At 72.5% G+C, this 22134-nt stretch carries 15 protein-coding genes; 7 read left to right on the top strand and 8 right to left on the bottom strand.

The features are described from left to right. Positions 1-35: 35 nt before the first annotated feature. Entirely contained in the window at positions 36-1067 is a 1032-nt protein-coding gene (locus O3X23_RS26185; protein WP_269274009.1) for a glycosyltransferase family 2 protein, read from the top strand. Between the two features lie 52 nt (positions 1068-1119). On the opposite strand, the gene O3X23_RS26180 is transcribed toward O3X23_RS26185, so the two are convergent. From O3X23_RS26180 to O3X23_RS26160, 5 genes are all read right to left on the bottom strand, one after another. Then, complete coding sequence (locus tag O3X23_RS26180) at positions 1120-2829, bottom strand: LCP family protein (RefSeq protein ID WP_269274008.1); 1710 nt, start codon at positions 2827-2829, stop codon at positions 1120-1122. A gap of 5 nt (positions 2830-2834) precedes the next feature. Then, positions 2835-4658, bottom strand: coding sequence for an LCP family protein (locus O3X23_RS26175; protein WP_443047979.1), 1824 nt, complete (start codon positions 4656-4658; stop codon positions 2835-2837). Between the two features lie 17 nt (positions 4659-4675). Next, complete coding sequence (locus tag O3X23_RS26170; RefSeq protein ID WP_269274006.1) at positions 4676-6352, bottom strand: LCP family protein; 1677 nt, start codon at positions 6350-6352, stop codon at positions 4676-4678. Positions 6353-6563: 211 nt separating this feature from the next. After that, complete coding sequence (locus tag O3X23_RS26165; RefSeq protein ID WP_443047978.1) at positions 6564-7886, bottom strand: LCP family protein; 1323 nt, start codon at positions 7884-7886, stop codon at positions 6564-6566. A 179-nt stretch (positions 7887-8065) separates the two neighbouring features. Then, complete coding sequence (locus tag O3X23_RS26160) at positions 8066-8821, bottom strand: TIGR03089 family protein (protein ID WP_269274004.1); 756 nt, start codon at positions 8819-8821, stop codon at positions 8066-8068. A gap of 128 nt (positions 8822-8949) precedes the next feature. Here O3X23_RS26160 and O3X23_RS26155 point away from each other — a divergent pair, with 128 nt between their 5' ends. From O3X23_RS26155 to O3X23_RS26145, 3 genes are all read left to right on the top strand, one after another. Then, on the top strand, positions 8950-10410 hold the full coding sequence (locus tag O3X23_RS26155; protein WP_269274003.1) for a peptidoglycan recognition protein family protein: 1461 nt from the start codon (positions 8950-8952) through the stop codon (positions 10408-10410). A 234-nt stretch (positions 10411-10644) separates the two neighbouring features. After that, positions 10645-11727 carry an NDP-sugar synthase gene (locus O3X23_RS26150; RefSeq protein WP_269274002.1) on the top strand — a complete coding sequence of 361 codons (1083 nt, stop codon included), beginning with the start codon at positions 10645-10647 and terminating at the stop codon, positions 11725-11727. Between the two features lie 103 nt (positions 11728-11830). Beyond that, positions 11831-12697, top strand: a complete 867-nt coding sequence (locus O3X23_RS26145; protein WP_269274075.1) for a DNA-3-methyladenine glycosylase family protein — start codon at positions 11831-11833, stop codon at positions 12695-12697. A gap of 16 nt (positions 12698-12713) precedes the next feature. On the opposite strand, the gene O3X23_RS26140 is transcribed toward O3X23_RS26145, so the two are convergent. From O3X23_RS26140 to O3X23_RS26130, 3 genes are read right to left on the bottom strand one after another with little or no spacing between them, the layout of a single operon-like run. After that, complete coding sequence (locus tag O3X23_RS26140; RefSeq protein WP_269274001.1) at positions 12714-14042, bottom strand: coenzyme F420-0:L-glutamate ligase; 1329 nt, start codon at positions 14040-14042, stop codon at positions 12714-12716. Continuing rightward, positions 14039-14995 carry a 2-phospho-L-lactate transferase gene (cofD, locus tag O3X23_RS26135; RefSeq protein ID WP_269274000.1) on the bottom strand — a complete coding sequence of 319 codons (957 nt, stop codon included), beginning with the start codon at positions 14993-14995 and terminating at the stop codon, positions 14039-14041. The genes O3X23_RS26140 and cofD overlap by 4 nt, the downstream gene beginning before the upstream one ends. Before the next feature lie 38 nt (positions 14996-15033). Next, complete coding sequence (locus tag O3X23_RS26130) at positions 15034-15555, bottom strand: cysteine dioxygenase (RefSeq protein WP_269273999.1); 522 nt, start codon at positions 15553-15555, stop codon at positions 15034-15036. 669 nt (positions 15556-16224) lie between these two features. Here O3X23_RS26130 and O3X23_RS26125 point away from each other — a divergent pair. From O3X23_RS26125 to O3X23_RS26115, 3 genes are all read left to right on the top strand, one after another. After that, on the top strand, positions 16225-16488 hold the full coding sequence (locus tag O3X23_RS26125) for a WhiB family transcriptional regulator (protein ID WP_093737255.1): 264 nt from the start codon (positions 16225-16227) through the stop codon (positions 16486-16488). A 213-nt stretch (positions 16489-16701) separates the two neighbouring features. Beyond that, positions 16702-20472: a glycosyltransferase gene (locus tag O3X23_RS26120; protein ID WP_269273998.1), complete on the top strand. Its 3771-nt coding sequence runs from the start codon at positions 16702-16704 to the stop codon at positions 20470-20472. A 127-nt stretch (positions 20473-20599) separates the two neighbouring features. Beyond that, positions 20600-22072 (top strand): DUF5719 family protein, encoded by a 1473-nt coding sequence (locus O3X23_RS26115; protein WP_269273997.1) that lies wholly within the window; start codon positions 20600-20602, stop codon positions 22070-22072. Positions 22073-22134: the final 62 nt, after the last annotated feature.

Genomic DNA, 22134 nt, shown 5'->3' with positions numbered 1-22134 from the left:
GCCGGTGTCCCCCATTCGCGGTAACGTTTCCCGCGATGAACGCTGCCAACGACCCCACCGCCCCCGCTGTCTCCGTGATCATGCCGGTGCTCAACGAGGAACGTCACCTGCGCGACTCCGTACGGCACATCCTGGAGCAGGAGTACCCAGGTGAGCTCGAGGTCGTCATCGCACTCGGCCCCTCCACCGACCGTACGGACGAGATCGCCGCCGAGCTGGTCGCGGAGGACCCCCGGGTCCACACCGTGCCCAACCCGACCGGCCGCACCCCCGCCGCGCTGAACGCCGCGATCAAGGCGTCCCGCCACCCGGTCGTGGTCCGCGTCGACGGGCACGGGATGCTCTCACCGGACTACATCGCCACCGCCGTCCGGCTGCTGGCCGAAACCGGCGCGGCCAACGTCGGCGGCATCATGCACGCCGAGGGCGAGAACGCCTGGGAGGACGCCGTGGCCGCCGCCATGACGTCCAAGGTCGGCGTCGGCAACGCGGCCTTCCACACCGGCGGTGTCGCGGCCCCGGCCGACACCGTCTACCTCGGCGTCTTCCGCCGCGAGGTGCTGGAGCAGCAGGGCGGCTACAACGAGGAATTCATCCGCGCCCAGGACTGGGAGCTGAACTACCGGATCCGCGAGGCGGGCCACCTCATCTGGTTCTCGCCCGAGCTGCGCGTCTCCTACCGCCCCCGGCCGAACGTGCGCGAGCTGGCGAAGCAGTACAAGAACTACGGCCGCTGGCGCCATGTCGTCGCCCGCTACCACCGCGGCTCGGTCAACGTGCGCTACCTCGCGCCCCCGGCGGCCGTCATCGCCATCGCGGCGGGCATCGTGGTGGGCGCGGTCGTCACCCCGTTCGGCTTCGTGGTCCCGGCCGGGTACCTCGCCGCCATCGGGATCGGATCGGTCCCGGCGGGCAAGGGCCTGCCGTTCGCCGCCCGGATACGGATCCCGGTCGCGCTCGCGACCATGCACATGTGCTGGGGCTGGGGCTTCCTCACCAGCCCGCGGTCCCTCGCGAACAAGGTCATCGCCAGCCGGCGTCCCGGTGTGACGACGGCCGCGGTCTGATCCCGCCCTGCCGGGCCGGGACCGCTTCGGGTCCCGGCCGGCAGTTCCCGGGTCACCAGACGTAGTGGGCGCCCGGGTACGTGTTCACCTTCATGCACGCCGATTCGTCGGCGCCGTTGAGCGCGGACGCGGAGGAAGGCGCCTTGCCCGGCGTTCCCGGACTCGTACCGCCCGAGCTGCCCGCGGACTTCGGGTAGGTGGTGCCCGAGCGCCAGTCGGAGCCGACGACCACCGTCACCTTGGTCACGCTCCTGGAGCTGCGCACCGCGCTGTCCGGCAGGCCCAGGGCCTTGGCCACCGCCTGGGCGTCGCCCTTGAGGGAGTCGCTCGGGTAGCTGACCGTGGTGTCGGCCTGGGGCTGCGGGGTGGTGTCCGGCGCGGCCTGCGTGAAGCCGAGGCCGTCGAGTCGGCTCACGACGGCCTTGGCGCGGCCGCTCACCGCCGCCTGGGACGCGGTGGCGGTGCCGTTCCGCACGGTGACGGCGATCTCGCCCTTGGGCGCCGCCGGGTCGGCCGGCGCGGCCGACCCGGGCGTCGGCGTCTTCGCCTTGCCGTCGACCGGATTGTCCGCGCGCACGAGCGCGAAGAGCTTGTCGGCGTCACCGGGCTTCGGGATGACGTGCGCCTTGTTCTTGGGGTCCCAGTCCCACGGCATCGTGGTCATGGTGATCCGGTTGGTGGGCACTCTCTTCAGGTCGTTGCCGAGGTCGTACAGCTTCTTGACGGTGCCGAGCCCCTTGTCGACGGTGACCGACTTGGTCGCCGCCTCGGCCAGATCGGTGAGCTGCCCGGGGTCGGTGAGCTTCGCGCCCTTCTTGAGCTCGCGGATCATCGAGTTCATGTACATGTGCTGCGCGTGCGTACGGCCGAGGTCGGTGCCGTCCTCGAAGCCGTACCGGGTGCGCAGCCACTGCAGGGCCTGCTCGTCCTTGATGGTCGTGGTGCCGGCCTTGAGCTTGAGCTTCGACTTCTTGTCCCAGATGTTCTTGTCGACGCAGACCGGGACCCCGCCGATGGCGTCGGCCATCCTCACCACTCCGGTGAAGTCGACCATCATGAAGTGGTCGATGGAGATGCCCGTGAGCTGCTCCCAGGTGGCGACCGTGCAGCCCGGGCCGCCGTGCTGGAGGCTGGAGTTGATGATGCCCTCGGTCGCCTTGTAGACCGTGCCGTCGTGCGGGTCGGTGCACTTGGGGATGGGCACCCGGGTGTCGCGCGGGATGCTGATGACCGTCATGTTGCTGCGGTCGGCGGACACGTGCAGCAGCATCTGGACGTCGGCCCGCGGCTTCTGACCCCGGGTGTCCGCGGCGCCGCCGAGCTTGACGTTCTCGTCGGAGTTCCGGTCGTCGGAGCCCATCAGCAGGATGTTGAGCTGCGTCTGGCCCTCGGAGTTGGCCTGCGGCTTGGAGAGCTTGGCGTCGCTGAGGTTGAGCTCGTCCTTCTTGATGTTCGCGTTGAGGTGCTCGTAGTACGCCCACCCCGCGCCGGCCGTGCCGAGGACCGCCACGGCGGTGCCGATCCCGATCCAGCGCAGCGTCCGGCGCCGGCGGCTCTTCGGCGCCTTGCGGGACCGGGAGCCGCTGCGGCGGTGGCCGCTGCCCGGCGCCTGCCGAGACGTTTCTGCATCCGAGCCGGACGCGGACCCGGACCCCGCGGAGTCCGGTTCGTACAGGCTGTCGTCCCAGCCGTGCTCGGCGGGGTTGTTCCGCGCGGGAACGTCCTCGCGCGTCGCAGGGCCTCTGGTTCGCCGGTGCTCCACGTCCTCTACTTCCACTGGTAGGGCTTGTAGACGTCCATGCAGCGCTTGTCCGTGCCGTTCAGCGCGTCCGCTGTGGTCGGTACGGAACCGGCGCCCGGAGCCGTCTTGCCGTAGTCGGTGCCCGAGGCCCAGTCCGCACCGATGACCACGGTGACACCGGACACGTCCGCCGCCGCCTTGACCGCGGTGGCCGGGATCTTCAGTGCGGTGGCGACGGCCAGGGCATCGGCCCTGCCCTGCTCACCGGCGCTCGTCGGGTAGTTGACGAGCGTGCCCTTGCTGGGCTTCGCGGACTGACTCGCCTTCGCCTTCGTGAAACCGGCGGTGTTCAGCGCCTTGGAGACGGTGGACGCGCGGTTCTGGACGGCCGTGCCGTTCTTGTCGCCGGCGGTGCCGTTCACCACGCCGACCGAGATGGTCGCCGGAGCCGCGGCGGGCGGACCCGTCTTGGTCGGGGTGGGCTTCGGCGTGTTCGCCGCCGTGCCGTTGGCGTCCATGGCGACGTCGTTGCGCAGCAGCGTCCAGACCTTCGCCGCGTCCGTCTTGGCCGGGATGTAGTGGGCGGCGGGATTCTGCGGATCGGCGTCGTGCGGCATCGTCATCATCGTGATCCGGTTCGCCGGCACGCTCTTGAGCTCCATACCGAGGTCGTAGAGCTTCTTCGGCGTTCCGATCTCCTTCGAGACCCGGAACGCCTCCATCGCCTTCGTCGCCAGGTTGTTCAGCCGGCTCGGATTGCTGAACAGGCTCTGGCTCTGCAGTCTGCGCATCATCGAGTTGAGGTACATGTGCTGCGCCTTGGCGCGCCCCGCGTCGTCGCCGAAGGCGTGCCGGGTGCGCAGCCACTGCAGCGCCTGCTCGCCCTTGACCGGCCAGGTGCCCGCCTTCATCTTCAGACCGGAGCCGCCCTTCTGCGCCGGGGTCGAGCGGTCCCAGATGTTCTGGTTGACGCAGACCTCGACGTCGCCGACGGCGTCGGCCATCTTCACCACGCCGGCGAAGTCGACGGTCATCCAGTGGTCGATGTAGACGCCGGTCAGGTTCTGGATCGCCGCGCGGGTGCAGCCCGCGCCGCCGCGGCCCAGCGACTCGTTGACGATGTCCCTCTCGGTCGCCTTGTACACCTTGCCGGTCGCGGAGTCCGTGCACTCCGGGATGGGCATCCGGGTGTCGCGGGGGATGCTGACCACGGACATGTTGCTGCGGTCCGCGGATATGTGCATCAGCATGATGACGTCGGCGCGGGGCGGCTCGCCCGCCGTGTCGCGGGCGCCGCCCAGATCCTTGTTCGCCTCGGAGTTGCGGGCGTCGGAGCCGAGCACCAGGACGTTGAGCGGCGTGTCGCCGTTGGCGTTCGCCTTGGACGGCGCCACGTCGCTCTTGCCGTTGTTCAGGTCGCCGGTACGGATCTTCCCGGCGAGGTACTCGTAGTACGCGTAACCCGCGCCGGCGCCGGCGAGGATGAGCAGCGAGAGCGTGCCCGCCACCCAGCGGAATATCCGGGCCTTCCTGCTGCGCGGCTGCCGCCGGCCGCCCGCGCGGCGGTGACCGCCGCCCCCGCGGGAACCGCCGTCGCGCTGCCCGGGTACCGAGGGCGTGCCGGCACCGACCAGCGAGGCGTCGGTGACCGCGCCGGTGACGGTGCCCGCGCCGGGGCTCGGATGGGAGCCCGTGCGGGAGGCGGTGCCGTCACCGGACCCGCCCCACTCGCCGTCCGCGTGCGGGCCCCCGCCCTGGCCCCGCTCCTGGTACAAGCTCTCGTCCCAACCGGGATCTCCCGGCCCCGAGGCATCTCGGGCCCCACCGCCCCGTACACCGCTGTCCCGCATGGCCCCCCCTGGATACGTCATTTCGCGCAGACGCTCTTGTCGTCCGCCACGACCTTCTGAATTCCCTCCGGCGCCGTGGTCGGCGCGGCTATCGGTGTGCCCGCTTCCTTGAAGTCCTTGCCAAGGGTGAGCGTCATATTGGCCTTGGCCGCCGCGTCCACGGTCCCCGGCTGCAGCGCGGACGCCGGCAGCCCCATCATCGCGGCCAGGGCGCGCGCCTGGTCGGCCTGGTTCGGCGCGTAGACGAGCGTGGTCGTCGCGACCGTTCCGGCCGGGGCGTTGCCGCCGTTGGTGGAGCGGTTGACGGCCTTGTTGTTCTGCAGCCAGACGATGGTGGCCTGGGCGGCCCCCGTCACGCCACTCCCGTTGAACACCTTGACACGAACCTGTGACGCCGGCGCCTTGGTACCGGACAGCTTGTCCGGGGCTCCCGACGCGGCCGGGGCACCCGGCTTCTTCGCCACCTCGGTGAGCGAGATGTCGCTCCGCACCATGGAGAAGACCTGCTGGGCCTTGGTCGGGGCGAGGATGACGGTCTTGTGGACCTTCCCGTCCGCCGGGTTGTCGATGACGGGGACGGTGGCGAAGGTGATGTTCTTGGTGTCGACCGCGCTGAGGTCCTTCGCCAGGTCCGACAGCTTCGAGATGCTGCCGATGGCGCTGTCGACGGTGAGCGCCTTGGTGGCCGCGTTCGCCAGCTTCCACAGCTTGCCGGGGCTGGTGAGGGTGTCACCGGACTTCATCTGGCGGATCATCGAGCCCAGGAACTGCTGCTGGAGCTTGATGCGGTCCAGGTCGCCGCCGAAGCCGACCGCGTGCCGGGTCCGTACGAAGGCGAGCGCCTCTTCGCCCGCGACCTTGTGGTGGCCCTTGCCGAGGTTGAGGTGCGAGTCGGGGTCCTTGATCGGCTTGGCCAGGCAGATGTCGACGCCGCCGACCGCGCTCGACAGGTCCTTGACCGCGGTGAAGTTGGCCATCATGAAGTGGTCCACGCTCACCCCGGTCAGCGCCTTCACCGCGCGCATCGTGCACCCGGGGTCGCGGCCCGCCTGGCCGAGGCTGGTGTTGAAGCGGACGTTCTTCTCACCGGGGACGACCTTCGTCGAACCGTCCTTCTGCTTCGTCGGGCAGTCCGGGATGTTGGTCATCAGGTCGCGCGGAATGCTCAACGCGGTCGCGTTGGTGCGGTCCTTGGACACGTGGAACAGGATCGTGGTGTCGGCGTGGCCCACGCTGCCCACGTCGCCGTACTCCTTGCCGAGCCCCTCACGGCTGTCGGTGCCGATCACGAGGATGTTCACCGGACCGTCGGCGGTGACGTCCTTGTTGCCCGCGTCCCCGACGTCGACGGTGCTGATGTTGTTGTTGAAGTGCTGGTAGACCAGGTAGCCGCCGATGGACCCGGCGACCAGCACGAAGCCGAGCGAGGCCGCGGTCCAGACGAGGACCTTCTTCTTGCGGGACTTCTGGGGCTTGGCCTTGCGGCGGCTGGCGCGGTTCGGCGCCTCCGGGGAGCTCGGCGGGGCACTGCGGGTGCCGCTCTGCTGCTCCCGGCGCTCACGCCTGCCGCCCTGTGCGGGCACGCTCGGTGACGGAGGTTCCTCGGGGTCGATCCGCAGCACGTAGCTGCCCGTTTCCGGATCAAGGACCCACTGATCTGCCGGGTCGATGTTCTTGTGGCCTTGCGTGTCCACGGTTGCTCGGGTCCTCCGTCGGTGCCACGCGGCGCCTGCCCCCCGGGCGCTCGATTCTGGTCGTGAATGCGGGCCGGTTCGGCCATCCTCCGGTCCGGCCGGATCGCTCACACTAGCCCCCCACTTCAGCGTCTAGTCACGTGCGTGACAAATTCCACTCCCCTACAACTGGACAAACCATCCAATCCATCCGGCCAGTTGGTCATACCTTTTAGTGCGCTTTACCACAGATGTCTTGGTCGGCCGTCGTGCCCGGGAACGTCGGTTCGCCTCCCGACGGGACCGGAGTCGCCCCCGTACCCCGCGACTTGCCGTCCCCCGCGGTGCCGGTGGCGTCCGCGGGTTCGGTGCCCGCCGGCTCGCCGGTGGCCGGTGCGGTGGCCGGTGCGGTCGTCGCGGACGTGACGGGCTTCGGCTTCTCGTCGACCTTCCCCGAGACCCCGACCGGCTTGTCCGCACGGAGCGCGGCGAAGAGCTGTCCGGCCTCGGGCTGGACGAGTTCGTCCCGGTCGGAGTTGTTCAGGTACGGCCGGCGCGGCGCGGTCAGGAAGCGCACCGCGCTGGTCGGGGTGTTCTCCAGACCGCGGACGAGCTCGTACAGCTCGGCCAGCGAGTCCAGACCCGGGTCGGCGGTCAGTGACGACGTCGCCGCCGAGAGCAGCGGGTACAGCTTGGTCGGGTTGAGCAGCACACCGTCGCTGCGGATCTTGTTCACCAGCGAGGCCATGAATTCCTGCTGCCGGTTCATCCGCTGCGTGTCGCTGCCGTCGCCGATGCTGTACCTGGCCCGCACATAGCCCAGGGCGCGCTCCCCGCGCAGCGTCTGCTTCCCGGCCGGGAGGTTCAGATGCGCTTCCGGGTCGCTGATGGCCTTCGGCACGCACACCTCCACTCCGTCCACCGCGTCCACCATCTTCTTGAAGCCGTTGAAGTCCACGATCAGGTGGTGGTCGACGCGGATGCCGGTCATCCGCTCGACGGTGCGGATCGTGCAGGCCGCCCCGCCGGATTCGAAGGCCCAGTTGAACTGGACGTACTTCTCCTGGGTCATGGTTCCGTTCGGCTGCGTGCAACTGGGCACACGGGCCATCAGGTCCCGCGGGATGCTGACGGCGGTGGCGCTGCTGCGGTCGGCGGACAGGTGGAGCAGGATCGTGGTGTCGGAGCGCTGGGTGCCGCTGTCCTTGCCGTACTCGTCGTTGCCGTTGCCGCGGGTGTCGGAGCCGATGAGCAGGATGTTCTCGGTGGAGGTCGGGCCGGGTTCGGGCCGCTCCGCCTGGATGCGCTCCAGCTCGTTGGCGGTCGCGAAGTCGGTCTTGATGTTCCCGTCGAGCTGCTTGTAGAGGAACCAGGCGGTGCCGGTGCCGAGGACCAGCACTCCGGCGGTGCACCCGCAGAGCACGCGCAGCCAGCGACGCCCCTTGCGCGCCGCGGGTGCGGCGGGCGGGGTGTCAGCGCCCTCGGCGCCTTTCCCGGCAGGTGGCACGTCCTGCGGTTCCGGCGGCGGGGCGGGCGTGCCTCCTTGCGTGGTCACGTCTGCGCCCATCCCTCGGTGAGTCACTCGGCGCCGGACTCCTCGGGCGGACAAGCCCGACCGGCACCCGTTCAGACAGCCGATTCCCGTACATGGTTGCGTGACTTCGTTCTTCCACTTGCTCAGTGATCAACCAAGCATCCCCCAGGGAGGCGCGGAGGGCCTGGGGGAGAGGGCGACTAATAGGCCGTATGGGTGACGCGCTCGCTCTCCTCGCGCTTGGCCAGCCGGTCGGCGGGGAGCTGGTCGACGTGCCGGCACAGGACGACTGAGCCGTCCGCGGCCAGCGGTGCCAGCAGGCCCGCGGCCAGCCCGTCCCAGTCGTCGAACGACCGTCCGGAGAGCAGCCGCGAGCCACGGGCCAGGCCCAGCTCCGCAGCGGTCCCGCGGGCCCGTCCGACCACCTCGGCGGCCGTCAGCAGCGAGCCGTCGGGGAGCTGGAGCGCGGGTGCGTCCGGGCCGACCGGGGCGTACGGGGCGAAGCGGTCGCCCTGGCTGGGCACCTCGACCGCGTAATCGGCGAAGCCGGCCGGCGGCTGCGGGAAGCGGCCGCCGAGCGGGCGCAGCGCGAGCGCGACCCGCTCGCCGTCGCAGGCGAGGGCGGCATCGAGCGTCTCCGGGCCGCTGACCACCAGGTCGGCGGCGGCCGGATCGCCGCCGGGGACGACGACCACGCCGGTGGAGAAGCAGGCGAGTACCCAGACCGCGGTCTGCCAGTGCGCGGGCAGCAGCAGCGCGAGCCGGTCGCCGGGCTGCGCGCCGAGGTCGTCCTGGATCAGGTTGGCGGTCTTCGCCACCCAATTGCCGAACGTGGCCACGGAGAGTTCGACGCGTTCGCCGGTGGCGTCGTCGTAGAAGGTCACCAGCGGACGGGCGGGCTCCGTCCCGAGGGCGTAATCCAGCAGGCCGGCGGGGGTGTTGGCGGTAGCGGTCACCCGGCTCAGGCTACCCGTCGCCGGGTTGGCGGGCCTCGCCCGTACGGGCGAGGGCGCGGGGGCGTTCCGGCGGACTGCTCGTCAGGTGTCGACTGGACATATATGGGGCTTATGTAACGATCTGTCGTATGCGTGCATTCCTAGCCACCACCATCGGCGTCGCGTGCACGGCCGCGCTGGCGCTTCCGTTCGCCGTACCCACGGGCGCCGCCGCACACAGCGGCGGTCCCGCGCGGCCGGCCCACAAGACGACCTCCCAACCACCGGGCAGTACCCGGGCCCTTCCCCTGGTGCCGCTCGTCGCCCCCCTCGCGACCCAAGGAACCGACCGCGCGCCCGGCGCCCCCGCCGAGCAGGGTCTGTCCGCCCGTCAGGTCGCCCCCTTCTCGCTCCTCGGCGTCACCTGGAACAACCCGGCGGCCCACCTCGACGCCACCGTCCAGGTCCGCACCCGGGCGTCCGGCACCGCCACCTGGTCGGGCTGGCAGGACGTACAGGCGCACTCGGACGACGGCCCCGATCCGGGCGACCGGGTCGGCCGCGGTGCCACCGCGCCGCTGTGGGTCGGCGCCTCGGACGGTGTCCAGGTCCGCGTCCGGCCCGGTGCGGGAGGTGAGCCCCGTGCCGGATCCGGCACCAAGCCGGCGCCGCTGCCCTTCGGGCTGCGCCTGGAGATGGTCGACCCGGGCGACGACGGCCCGGCCGACCCGACGGCTCCGGTCGCCACTCCGGCGGCTCCGGCCGCGCCCCCGAGCATCCTGCCCGCCCCGGTCACGCCGGGCGTGCCGGTCGTCATTCCGGCCGCTCCGGGCACCCCGACCGCCCCCGCGCCCGGCACCGAACCGGGCACGACGCCCGCCACAACGCCGGGCACCACGCCCGCCACCGCACCGGGCACCACGCCCGCCACGGACGCGCCTTCGGGCCTCGAGTTCCCCGCGCTCACCCAGGAGGAGACCGTGGCCGCCGCGGGCGGCGTGACCCACGTCGGCCCGCGGCCCCGCATCGTCACGCGGGCCGGCTGGGGCGCCGACGAGAAGCTGCGCGAGTCGGGCTTCGGCTACACCGGCACGGTGAAGGTGGTCTTCGTCCACCACACCGCCACCGGCAACGACTACGCCTGCTCGGGGGCGCCCGCCGTCATCCGCAGCATCTACCGCTACCACGTGGAGAGCAGCGGCTGGCGGGACATCGGCTACAACTTCCTCATCGACAAGTGCGGAAACATCTACGAGGGCCGCGCCGGCGGCGTCGCCAAGCCGGTCATGGGCGCCCACACCATGGGCTTCAACACCGACAGCTCGGGCGTCGCGGTGCTCGGCACGTTCACCTCCGCGTCGGCTCCCGCAGCCTCCGTGAAGGCGGTGGCCCAGCTCGCCGCCTGGAAGCTCGGCCTGCACGGCGGCAACCCGACCGGCACCACCCACCTCGTGTCCGGCGGCGCGAACCTCTACAAGAAGGGCAGCAGCGTCAAGCTGAACGTCATCTCCGGGCACCGCGACGGCTTCGCCACCGAGTGCCCCGGCGCCAAGCTCTACGGCCAACTCGGCGGCGCCCGTAAGACGGCCGCCGATCTGCAGGGCCGCTGATCCACCGCCCATCCCCGATCCGCGGCCCCGGTGACCACTGCGTCCCGGGGCCGCGGATCGCGTGCGCTCCCGGACGGTGAGCGGGCGCGTGGGTGGGGGCTTGGGTGGGGGCTTGGGCGGGGCTTGAGTGGGGGCGGGGAGGGTGCTGGGCGGTGCGAGTGGTCAGCTCATCCCTTCATCTGCCTAAGATTGCCGCCCACCGGCCCGCCCACCAGGAAGCAGAGAAGAACCCAGGTGACTGAAGCGATCCTCTTGGTCGGCGGAAAGGGCACGAGACTGCGCCCGCTGACGGTGCACACGCCCAAGCCCATGGTCCCGGCGGCCGGCGTGCCGTTCCTGACCCACCAGCTCGCCCGCGCCCGCGCGGCCGGCGTGGAGCACATCGTGCTCGCCACGTCCTACCTCGCGGAGGTCTTCGAACCGCACTTCGGCGACGGCTCCGCGCTCGGCCTGCACCTGGAGTACGTGACCGAGGACGAGCCGCTCGGCACGGGCGGTGCCATCCGCAACGTCGCCTCCCGGCTCACGTCCGCACCCGGCGAGCCGGTCCTCATCTTCAACGGCGACATCCTCACCGGCCTCGACATCCGCGCCCTCGTCGACAACCACCGCACCACCGGCGCCGACGTCTCGCTGCACCTCACCAGGGTCGCCGACCCGCGCGCCTTCGGCCTCGTCCCCACCGACCCCTCCGGGCGCGTCACGGCCTTCCTCGAGAAGCCGCAGACCCCCGAGGAGATCGTCACGGACCAGATCAACGCGGGCGCGTACGTGTTCAACCGCTCGGTGATCGACAGCATCCCGGCCGGCCGGCCGGTCTCGGTCGAGCGGGAGACGTTCCCCGACCTGCTGGCCGCCGGCGCGCACCTGCAAGGCATGGTCGACTCCACGTACTGGCTCGACCTCGGCACCCCGCAGGCGTTCGTCCGCGGCTCCGCCGACCTCGTCCTCGGCCGCGCGCCCTCGCCGGCCGTCCCCGGTCGCCGGGGCGAGCGGCTCGTCCTGGAGGGCGCGGTCATCGGTGAGGGCACCAAGCTCACCGGCGGCACCTCCATCGGCGCCGGAGCCCGGATCGGCGCCGGCGCGACCATCGACGGCAGCCTCGTCCTGGACGGCGCGGTCGTCGAGGACGGCGCGGTGATCCGCGACTCCCTCATCGGCACCGGCGCCACCATCGGCGCCCGCACCGTGCTGGACGGCGCGGTCATCGGGGACGGCGCCACCGTCGGCGCGGACAACGAGCTCCTGCACGGCGCCCGCGTCTGGTGCTCCGCCCGCATCCCGGCGGCCTCGATCCGCTTCTCCTCCGACCAGTAGCGGCGGGCGCGGCCCGCTGTCCGAGGCGGCGGCTACCCTCGGACGGGTGCGCACGAGTATCCGCAGCTGGACCCCCGAGGGCCGGCCCGACCTCCGCCGGACGATGGGCCCGCTGGGCCGCGGCCCCGGGGATCCGGCGTTCCGGGTGACGCCCGACGGCGCGATCTGGCGGGCGTCCCGCACCCCGCAGGGCCCCGGCACACTGCGCATCACCGCGGTCGACGGCGTCGTGCGGGGGGAGGCCTGGGGCGAGGGCGCGGAGTGGCTCCTGGAGGCGCTCCCCGGGCTGCTCGGCGCCGAGGACGACCCGACGCCGTTCACCCCCCGCCACCGCGTCGTGCACGAGGCGCACCGGCGCAACCCCGGTCTCCGGCTGACCAGGACCGGCCTCGTCCTCGAATCGCTGATCCCCGCGATCCTGGAGCAGAAGGTCACCTCCGACGAGGCGTACCGGGCGTGGCGGCTGCTGCTGCGCCGGCACGGCGAACCGGCCCCCGGCCCGGCCACCGGTGGTCCCGTCGGCGGGATGTGCGTCATGCCCACCCCGCGCCAGTGGTCCCTCATCCCGTCCTGGGAGTGGCACGGCGCCGGCGTCGACAGCAAGCGGTCCGCGACGATCCTGCGCGCGGTCCGGGTGGCGGCGCGGATGGAGGAGACCGTCGCGATGGACCTGGCGGCGGCCACCGCCAGGCTGACGGTGATCCCGGGCATCGGCCCCTGGACGGCCGCCGAGACGCTGCAGCGCAGCAATGGCGCGCCGGACGCGCTGACCGTCGGTGACCTGCACCTGCCGAACATCATCGGCTTCGCCCTGACCGGAGCGCACCGCTCCGACGACGCCACGATGTGCGAGCTGCTGGCCCCCTACGAGGGCCAGCGCCACCGGGCGGCCCGCCTGATCCTGCTCAGCGGCCGGGTACCGCCGCGCCGCGCGCCGCGCTTCGCCCCCCGGAACTTCAGCCGCATCTGAGCGGGCCGCCCGCCCCTCACAGCACCGTGATGAACTCCTCCGCCGTCCGCTCCGGACGGGCCTTCGGCGCGGCCGACGCGTGGCCGACCGCCACCGCGCCCATCGGATCCCAGCCCGCGGGCAGCGACAGCACGTCGCGCACGACGTCACGGCAGAACATCGTCGAGGAGACCCACGCCGAGCCGAGCTGCTCGCCCGCCAGCGCGACCAGCAGGTTCTGCACGGCGGCGCCGACGGCGACGACGAACATCTCACGTTCCGCGGCCGCCCGGCGGGCATCCGGATACGCGTGCGCGCCGTCGGCGACCAGGCACGGCACGATCAGATAGGGCGCGCGCCGCAGCACGTCACCGCGTCGCAGCCGGCGGGTGATGTTCTCCTCGGGGAAGCCGTCGGCCCGCAGGTCCGCCTCCCAGGCGTCCCGCATGGCGTCGAGCAGCCGGGTCCTGGACTGCTCGGACTCCAGCAGGACGAACCGCCAGGGCGTCGTGTGGTGCGGGGCCGGTGCGGTGACGGCCATCGCGACCGCGCGGCGGACCGCGGCCCCGTCCACCGGTTCCGGGGTGAAGTCCCGGACCGTACGGCGGGCGGCGACGGCCTCGCGGATGGCCTCGGACGTGCCGAGCCGGAACATGTCCGCGGCCGCGTTCCGGACGAGGGCGCGGGCGCCCGGCCCGTCGTCGGCCGTGACCAGGTGGCCGAGGCCGCGGACGACGGCGACCGGGAGGCCGGCCGCCTTGCCCTTGACGAGGTCCCCGGCCGCCGCGAGTTCGTCCGCGGTGGCGGTCACCGTCATGCTCAGGGCGTTGCCGTGCGAGTCGGTGCCCCCGCGCAGGTCCTCCAGGACCCGCAGTCCGGCGGCGCCGATGGCGACGTCGGTGAGCCCCTCGCGCCACGGCCGTCCGAAGGTGTCGGTGACGACGACCGCGACGTCGAGGCCGAGCGCGGCGCGCAGCCCCTCCCGGATCCCGCGGGCGGACGCGTCCGGGTCCTCGGGCAGCAGCAGTATGGTGCCGGGCGCGGTGTTGGACGCGTCGACACCGGCCGCGGCCATGACGAAGCCGTGCCGGGTCTCGACGATCCGGGTGGGGCCGCGCCGCGCGACCAGCCGCACCATCTCGGCGTCGATCGCGGCCTCACGGTCGTCCGCGCGGACGATCCGGCCCTCGGCCTTGCTGACGATCTTCGACGTCACCAGCAGGACGTCGCCGTCCGCGAGCGCGGGGTCCGCGGCGGCGATCAGCTTCGCCAGGTCGTCGCCGGCCTGCACCTCGGGGATCCCGGAGACGGCCAGCACCCGGAAGGACGGGGCGGCCGTGCCCGCGGGGAGGGACGGAGCCGTCACGCGCGGACCTCCTCCGCGAGCGCCAGCGCTTCGCGCGCCATGGCGGTGGTGGCCTCGAGGTCGGTCATCATCAGCGGCACGGCCCGGCAGCGGATGCCCGCCGACTCGATGCCCCCGACCGCCGCGGCGTCGACCGTGTCGACGAGCCAGCCGTCGAGCAGCCCGGACCCGTAGTGGGCGGCGACGGCGGCGGCGGTCGTCTCGACGCCGACGGCCTGCAGGACCTTGTCCGCCATACCGCGCACCGGCGCGTCGCCGACGATGGGCGACAGGCCCACGACCGGGACCCCCGCCTCGGCGATGGCCTCGCGGATGCCGGGCACGGCCAGGATGGTGCCGACGCTGACGACGGGGTTGGACGGCGGGAAGACGATGACGTCCGCCTCCGCGATGGCCTCCAGCACGCCGGGGGCCGGCTTCGCCTGGTCCGCGCCGACCGGCACCACGGCGTGCGCCTCGACGGAGGCGTGCAGTCGCACCCAGTACTCCTGGAAGTGGACGGCCTTGCGCTCACCGTCGACATCGACGAGGACATGCGTCTCGACACGGTCGTCCGACATGGGGATGAGCCGGACACCCGGCTGCCAGCGCTCGCACAGCGCCTCGGTGACGGCGCTGAGCGGGTAGCCCGCGCCGATCATCTGGGTGCGCACGATGTGGGTCGCGAAGTCGCGGTCGCCGAGCCCGAACCACTCCGGGCCCACGCCGTACGCGGCGAGCTCTGCCTTGACGGCGAAGGTCTCGTCGGACCGGCCCCAGCCCTGCTCCTCGTGGATGCCGCCGCCGAGGGTGTACATGACGGTGTCGAGGTCGGGACAGACCTTGAGCCCGAACAGGTGGATGTCGTCACCCGTGTTGCCGATGACGGTGATGTCCGCATCCGGTGCCGCTGCTTTGAGACCGCGCAGGAAACGGGCCCCCCCGATGCCGCCGGCCAATACCACGATTCGCATGGGGACAGTCTGTCAGCCCGGTCCGTCAGCCCGGTCCGTCAGCCCGGCACGGACTCCTGGGCCGGCTCCTGCGCGGAGGGCGCGGTGCAGGCGGCGTACGGGGTCATCGCGGTCAGGCCGGGGAAGTAGACGTGCAGGCTCACGGCCGGTTCGAGGGAGTCGTTGACGACCTCGTGCAGGTAGCCGGGCGCGAAGGCGCGCTGGCCGCCCGGTACGAGCGTGCGCCGGACCTCGCCCGAGCCGGCGGACAGCGCGCGCTCGGTCAGCTCGCCCTGCAGGACGGTGAGCACGCCGGAGGAGCCGCCGTGGTCGTGCAGCCCGCTGCTCTGCCCGGGGACCCAGCTGAGCAGCCACACCTCGTAGCCGGGGCCGGTCTGCAGCCGGGCGTACCAGCGCGTGGTGGCGTCGTAGCGGACCAGCGGCGCCCAGCGGTCGCGGTCGCCCGCGATGGAACGGGCCAGGCCGGCGAATTCGGCGACCGTGCTGGGGTGCTGGGGCACCGGCGGGAGCAGGTGCGGGAGGGCGAGCGGGTCGCCCGCGATCGAGACATCGCTGTACATGTGCGGAGGTTCCTTGCCGGAAGCTGCGGAGGGGGGCGGACGCGACACCGAGCGGGGAGAAGAGAGTGCTCGGCGGTCCGGGAATCAGGACTCAGCGGCAACAACAGGAACAGCGACAGCGGACCGGCACAGCGCGGTGGGACTCGCGACGGCGAGTCCGGGCGGGCGCATGGGTCACTGCTGGCATGGGTATAGGAGACCGGTCCCTTCGACGGCTTGTCAACCTCTTGTCCGTTATGTCGCAAAAGTTTCACTACATGCGGTTGACCGAGGTGGTGAAAGGTTTGTGCGGAGAGATGTGCGGATAGGTGGCGCAGCAACCGCACATGGGAGCGTCGTTCTTTCGGGCGCCGCCGCGACCCCGTGGCCGGATTGTGATCCACAACGCTTCGTCCCGCGAGGCGGAACGTGGCCGGGCGCTGCGACGTCTGACGAGTTGTGGGCAGTGGATCACGGTGGATCAACTGGAGCGGGGTTGACGGATGCTGGCGTTTGGGATGATTTCCACACTTTCTGCCAACCCTTGGTTCAGCGGAGTGAATAACGGACCCAATAGCAGATCTCGGCTTGACTGGCCCGTATCGGCACACTTGTAATTTCACTCGTGTCGTTCTGCCGCTACTGGTAACGGCAACATCACGGGGAAGCAAAGACAGACGAGGGGCGCGCATGACCGAGCAGTTCCAGCTTCTGCTGGCCGAGGAGGCTGACGAGGAACTCGGGTGGCAGGAGCGCGCGCTGTGTGCGCAGACCGATCCCGAATCGTTCTTCCCCGAGAAGGGCGGATCCACTCGCGAGGCGAAAAAGGTCTGCCTCGCCTGCGAAGTCCGTTCCGACTGCCTCGACTACGCACTCGCCAACGACGAACGCTTCGGCATCTGGGGCGGTCTGTCCGAACGCGAACGACGGCGGCTCAAGAAGGGCGTGGTCTGAGACCCGTCCGCTCCACAGGGTTCGCACGGCCCGCCTCCCGGTCTCATCTACCGGGAGGCGGGCCGTTGTTGTGTCCACTACCGGGCAGTTATCCACAGGCTCCGGGAAGGGCCGGGGGCGTAAGCCGTTAGTGTGGGGGCCCGTCCGAGGCGCGCCGTCGACCCCAGTGGTCACAGCGTCCACCGCAGTCCAGCGAACCGGGGCCCGAACCGGATGTCCGTGAACAGCCAAGCGTCGGCCTTTTTCCCGGCCGCCCCAGAGTTGCCGCGCCATGTCGTCACCGCCGTGCTCGTCGCGCACGACGGTGCCCGGTGGCTGCCCAACGCGCTCTCGGGCCTCCTCGCCCAGGACCGTCCGGTCCAGGACGTGATCGCCGCCGACACCGGCAGCGCCGACGACTCCGCCCGGCTCCTCGCCGGATCCATCGGCGCCCAGCGGGTGCTCCACCTCGCCCGCCGCACCAGCTTCGGCGCGGCCGTGGACGAGGCGGCCCGCGCCGCCGGCCGGCTCACCGCCGAGCAGCTGCCCTACCTCCAGCGTGCCAGCGGGTGGGACCCCGTCAGCCGCAGCTGGAACGACGACGCGTACGACGAGCCCGACCACCCGCACGGCGAGCCCGTCGAGTGGCTCTGGCTGCTGCACGACGACTGCGAGCCCGAACCCGGCGCCCTGGCCGCCCTGCTGCGCACCGCCGACTCCTCGCCCTCCGCCGCGATCATCGGACCCAAGCTGCTCAGCTGGTACGACGCCCGGCAGCTGCTGGAGGTCGGCGTCAGCATCGCGCGCAGCGGCCGCCGCTGGACCGGTCTGGAACGCCGCGAGCAGGACCAGGGACAGCACGACCAGATCCGTCAGGTCCTGTCCGTGTCCAGCGCCGGCATGCTCGTCCGCCGGGACGTGTGGGACGAGCTCGGCGGCTTCGACCGCCATGTGCCGCTCATGCGCGACGACGTCGACTTCTGCTGGCGCGCCCAGGCCGCCGGCCACACGGTCCTGGTCGCCCCGGACGCCGTGATGCGGCACGCCGAGGCCGCCTCCCGCGAACGCCGCCCGGTGGACTGCGCCGGCCGCTCCGCCGTCAACCCGCACCGGGTCGACAAGGCCGGCGCCGTCTACACGCTGCTGGCCAACACCCGCGGCCCGCTGCTGCCCTACGTGATGCTGCGGATCGTCCTCGGCACCCTGCTGCGCACGCTCGCCTACCTCGTGGGCAAGGTGCCGGTGCAGGCCGTCGACGAGATCGTCGGGCTGCTGCGCGTGCTGCTGCGCCCCGGCCGGGTGCTCGGCGCACGCCGACGCCGCGGCCAGGGCGCCGTCCCGCCGTCCGAACTGCGGCCGCTCTTCCCGCCACCGGGCGCGACCGTACGCGCCACCGTCGACCAGGTCGTCAGCAACTTCTCCGGACGCTCCGAGGCAGCCGCCGCGGCCGCCGGCCGCCATGGCGGCGGCATCGAGTCCGGACCCGGCGACGAGGACGGCGACTACATCGAGGTCGAGCAGTTCGCCCGGCTCAAGCGCATCGCCCGCAAACCGGGACCGATGCTCTTCGCCGTGCTGCTCGTCGTCTCGCTCGCCGCCTGCCGCTCGCTGCTCGGCTCCGGCTCGCTGGTCGGCGGCGCGCTGCTGCCCGCCGCCCCCGGCGCATCCGACCTCTGGGCCTCGTACACCGGCGCCTGGCACGCCCTGGGCACCGGCGGCACCCAGCCCGCCCCGCCCTACCTCGCGGTCCTGGCGCTCTTCTCGACCATCCTGTTCGGCAGCACCGGGCTCACCCTGACGGTGCTGCTGGTCGCCTCCGTCCCACTGGCCGGCGTCACCGCGTACTTCGCGTCCCGGCCGCTGGTCGAGTCCCGCCTGCTGCGCGCCTGGGCCAGCGTCGCCTACGCGTTCCTGCCCGCCGCCACCGGAGCGCTGGCCGGCGGCCGCCTCGGCACCGCGGTCCTCGCGATCCTGCTGCCGCTCATGGCCCGCGCCGCCATCGCCACCGCCGGACTGCAGCTGACCGACGGCGCCATCGAGCGCGGAGCGCGGCCCAGCTGGCGTGCCACCTGGGCGCTCGCGCTGATGCTGACCTTCACGGCGGCGTTCACCCCGCTGGTCTGGCCGCTCGCCCTGGTGCTGTGCGCGGGCGTGCTCGCGCTGTGCCTGGTGCGCGGCCGGAAGCGGCTGCTCGTCCCGCACCTGCTGCGCTTCGCGGCGCTGATCGTCACCCCGGTCGTGCTCCTCGCGCCCTGGTCGCTCTCCCTGCTCACGCACCCCGGGCGCTTCCTGCACGAGGCCGGCCTGCCCTACGGCGTCAAGGCCGCCTCGGCCGTCGACCTGCTGATGATCAGCCCCGGCGGGCCGAACGGCTCGGGCGGACTGCTGCTCATCGGCCTCGTCCTGGCCGCGCTCGCCGCCCTGATGCGCTCCGAACGCCGGCTCGCGGTCCTCACCGCCTGGGCGGTCGCGCTGACCGGACTGCTCTTCGCGATCCTGGAGAACAGCGACGCGTGGGCCGGCCCCGCCACCCTCGTCTACGGCCTCGCGCTGCTCTCCGCCGCCGCGATCGGCGCCGAGGGCGCCAAGGACCGCATCGCCGCCGTCGGCTTCGGCTGGCGGCAGCCCGTCGCCGCGCTGATCGCCCTGGCCGCCGCCGCGGCGCCGCTGCTGGCCGCCTTCACCTGGGTCCAGGACGGCGCCAACGGCCCGCTCAAGCGGCACGACCCGGTGCAGGTCCCCGCGTTCGTCGCGGAGGAGAGCAGCAGCACCGACCAGGCCCGCACGCTGGTGCTCGACGGCGCGTCGACGGGCGTCTCGTACGTCCTGGTCCGTGGCGCCGGCGCCCGGCTGGGCGATGCGGAACTCGCCGCCGAGGCGGGCCGCGACAGCCGCCTGGACGACACGGTCGCCAACCTCGTGGCGGGCTCCGGCGCCGACCAGGCGAGCCGCCTCACCGGCTACGCCGTCCGCTACGTCCTCGTGCAGCCCGGCGCCCCGCGCGAGATGGGCCGGGTGCTCGACAGCACCCCGGGCCTGTCCCGCGTCAGCCAGGCCGACGGCAGCGCCCTGTGGCGCGTCGACAACGCCGTCTCGCGGATGGCCATCGTCAGCAAGGACGCGCCGCCGGTGCCCGTCCCCGCCTGGCGGGTCGAGGCGCACGCCAAGATCCCGGCGGGCGGCGCGGGACGCGTCCTGCGCCTCGCGGACGCCGCCTCCGCCGGCTGGCACGCGACCCTCGACGGCCGGCCGCTGAAGGCCACCAAGGTCGACGAGTGGGCGCAGGGCTTCGAACTGCCCACCGACGGCGGCCGGCTCGACGTCACCTACGAGGACCCGGTCACCCATACCGGCTGGCTGCTGGTGCAGGGCTTCCTGCTGCTCGTCGTGGTGGTCCTGGCACTGCCCGGCCGCCGCCGCCAGGTCGACGACGACCTGCCGGAGCCCGAAGCGGTCGCCGCGGACATGTCCGCCTCCGGAATCCCGGCGCAGGCGTCCGGCGAGGGCCGGCGCGCCCGCCGCCTCCAGGCCGCGGCGGACGCCGAGGCCGACGGGACGGACCCCGACGACGAGAGCGATCCCGACGCGACGGCCCCGGCCGAGTCCCCGGCCGCGGCGATCCCGGACCAGTACGACCCGTACGCCGCGGCCCAGCCGGTCGACCCGGGCGGCGACCCGTACGCATCCGTCCCGCAGCAGGATCCGTACGGCCGGCAGTGGGACGGCTACCAGTACGCCGCCCCCGCCGAACCGGGCGGCTACGACCAGAACCAGAACGCCGGTTACGACCAGCAGAACGCCGGCTACGACCAGAACCAGAACGCGGGCTACGGGCAGAACCAGGACCAGAACGGCGGCTACGACCAGAACAGCGGCTACGCCGACCCGTACACCTACGGACGGCAGCAGCCGCCGGCCTACGACCCGTACCGCCAGGACGACGAAGGCAACGGGTACTACACCGACGGCGACCAGCACCGCGACGGGGGCAACCGCCAGCCCTGAGCACCGCGACCCGGCGGCACACCCGAACCCGTGCCGCCGGCTCCCCACATCAGGCACGTACGCACGTCACGCCGGCCGTGACCAGGCCGACCGGCCGGCCCCGGGCAACACCGCGAGGTGAAAGTCAGTGAACCGCAGCATCATCTCCCTGGCGGGAGCGACCGCAGCACTCGCCGCACTCACCGGCGCGGCCGTGCTCACCGGCGCCGGCGACCCGGCCGCCGCGCCCGCCGGCTCCGCCGCCCGGCAGCCCGTGCAGCGGTCGGCGCTCGTCTGCCCGGCGCCGTCCGCCTCCGAGCTGGCGTCGACCACGTACACCTCGTTCACGCCCAAGGGCGCCCAGGCGGCCAAGCAGGGCACCGCCCAGCTGCTGCCCGCCACCGGAGCCGCGGGCGCGAAGGCCAAGCCGCTCGTACCGCTGACCGAGCCGGGTGCGCCGGTCGCCGCCAAGGTCGACAAGGCCGACAGCCCGGCGCTGATCGGCTCCGCCGAGGGCGCCCTGGCACCCGGCTGGAGCGTTCAGCAGACCACGGTGGTCAGCGCGGGTCCCGGCCGCGCCGTGCTCGGCACGTCCTGCGTCGCCCCGGACAGCGAGTTCTGGTTCCCGGCCGCGAGCACCGCCGCCGACCGCCAGGACTTCCTGCACCTGGTGAACCCCGACGACCTGGACGCCGTCGTCGACGTCGAACTGTTCGGCAAGGACGGCGCGCTGAAAGCCCTGACCGGCGACGGGGTGTCCGTCCCGTCGCAGGGCAGCACGTCGATCCTGCTCTCCACCCTCGTCACGGAGAAGGCCCCCGACCTGACCGTGCACGTCACCGTCCGCAGCGGCCGGGTCGGCGCGGCCGTCCAGGCCGTGGACGCCAAGCTCGGCGCGGACTGGCTGCCCGCAGCCGCCGACCCCGCCGCCGGGCTGGTCTTCCCCGGCATCCCCGCGGACGCGACCTCCGTGCAACTCGTCGCGTTCGCCCCCGGCCAGGACGACGCCGACCTGACCGTGCGGCTCGCCTCCCCGACCGGCTCCATCACTCCGGCCGGACACGAGACGCTGCACGTCAAGAGCGGCATGACGACCACCATCGACCTCGGGGACGTCACCAAGGGCGAGGCCGGCTCCCTGCTGCTGGCCGCGAGCGGCGCGCACACGCCCGTCCCGATCGTCGGCGCCCTGCGGATCACCCGGGGCACCGGCGCGAAGCAGGAGACGGCCTTCCTGCCGGCCACCGCGAAGATCGACGAACGGGCCACCGTCGCCGACAACCGCGTCAAGGCGTCGACGCTCTCGCTGGTCGCACCGGGCAAGGAGGCCGTCGTGAAGGTCACCACCTCGGCGGCCACCGACGGCGGAGCGCCGGTCAGCAAGAACGTCACCATCAAGGCCGGCACGACCATGGCGTTCGAGCCGCCCGCGCCCTCGTCGGGCAAGGGCGCCTTCGCGGTGACCGTCGAGCCGGTCTCCGGCGGACCGGTCTACGCCTCGCGGATGCTGTCCCTGCCCCTGAACGGCATCCCGATGTTCACCGTCCAGCCGATGCCGGACGACCGGGGCACGGTGGTGGTCCCGAAGGTCAGGCCGGACCTGACGATCCTCGACGACTGACGGCCAGGGGGCCCGGCGCCATCCGGCCGGGCCCGTTCCCGCTGCCCGGGCCCGTTCCGGCT

Source organism: Streptomyces sp. H39-S7, from assembly GCF_027158205.1.
Taxonomy (GTDB): Bacteria; Actinomycetota; Actinomycetes; order Streptomycetales; family Streptomycetaceae; genus Actinacidiphila.
The sequence above is the reverse complement of the archived record's forward strand: the minus strand, read 5'-3'. Positions and strand labels throughout refer to the sequence as shown.